The sequence below is a fragment of the Streptomyces sp. CC228A genome (genome assembly GCF_021390935.1).
Lineage (GTDB): Bacteria > Actinomycetota > Actinomycetes > Streptomycetales > Streptomycetaceae > Streptomyces.
Map to the genome: position 1 here is coordinate 1 of NZ_JAJPUI010000025.1, position 1,176 is coordinate 1,176.

Annotated in this window: 1 protein-coding gene; it reads left to right on the forward strand. The window is 66.9% G+C overall.

The annotated features are described in order from the left end of the window. Positions 1–26 precede the first annotated feature (26 nt). A complete protein-coding gene (locus tag L6E17_RS30330) occupies positions 27–1,100 on the forward strand; it encodes a glycoside hydrolase family 26 protein (RefSeq protein WP_236243809.1) in 1,074 nt (357 codons plus the stop codon). The last annotated feature ends 76 nt before the right edge of the window (positions 1,101–1,176 follow it).

Here is a 1,176-nt window from a genome sequence, read left to right on the forward strand (position 1 = left end):
ACGGCGGCACGAGGAAGGAGACGGTGATGCGGAACGGCGGACGGGCGACGTGTACCTGGCTGGGGGTGTTCACCGCCGGCCTGCTGGTCTCCTGCTCCGTGGTGTCGGCTCCCGGCCACGCGGCGGACTTCCCCGCGGCCCGGGACCCGGTGGCCACCGGGGAGACGGCGCTGGGCGCCTACCTCGACTACGGCCCGGGCGGCATCCGGCGCATGGCGGAGCTGGAGGAGTGGCTCGGCGGCACCGAGCTGCGGGTCGGCCACACCTACCTGCCCGGCGACCGGTGGTCCAACATCGCGGGCAAGGCGGGCTTCCTGGAAGCGTGGGCGCAGTGGCGGCGGGAGCGTGAGGACCGGCTGCTGGTGCTCAACGTGCCGATGCTGGAGCGCAACGAGAGCCGGCTGCCGGACGGTCTGGTGCGGGCGCTGCTGCGGCGTGGCGCCGACGGCCTGTTCGACCACCACTTCCGCGCGCTCGCCGAGCGGCTGGTGGGGATGGGGGCGCCCGACACCGTCATCGTCCTCGGCTGGGAGATGAACGGCTCGACGTACAGCCACCGCTGCGGGCCGGATCCGGACGCGTGGAAGAGGTACTGGAAACGCATCGTCACCGCCATGCGCGAGGTGCCCGGCCAGGAGTTCCGGTTCGACTTCGCCCCCAATCGCGGACGGGACGCCATTCCGTGGACGCAGTGCTATCCGGGTGACGACGTCGTGGACATCGTGGGGATGGATTCCTACGACCAGCCGCCGGGCCGGACTTTCGACGAGCAGGCGAACGAACCGTACGGGTTGCGGCATCACGTGGAATTCGCCGCGGCCCACGGAAAGCCTATCTCCTATCCGGAGTGGGGCCTGTTCCGAAACGGCGACAATCCGGAGTACATGCGCCGGATGCTCGAATGGATCAACGAGCACAAACCGGTGTACCACTCCATCAGCGACTACTGCCCGCACGGCGTGTGGCAGTGCCGCGCGAACCCGCGGTCCTCGGAGGTCTTCCGGTCGGAGCTGTACGGCCTGACGGGGCCCCTGGAGCCCCTGGAGCCGGTGGAGCCCACGGAGCCCGGCGAGAGATCGGACGAGCGTCTTTTAGGGTAAGAGTGTAGGTTTGTCTGTATATCTCTTTTCTCTCCTTTTCATTTTTTTATTTCTTTTTTTTTTTTTTTCTCTTTTT

Excerpts from the sequence above, each read along its gene's own strand:
- L6E17_RS30330 (WP_236243809.1), top strand. The coding sequence starts at position 27 with ATGCGGAACGGCGGACGGGCGACGTGTACCTGGCTGGGGGTGTTCACC.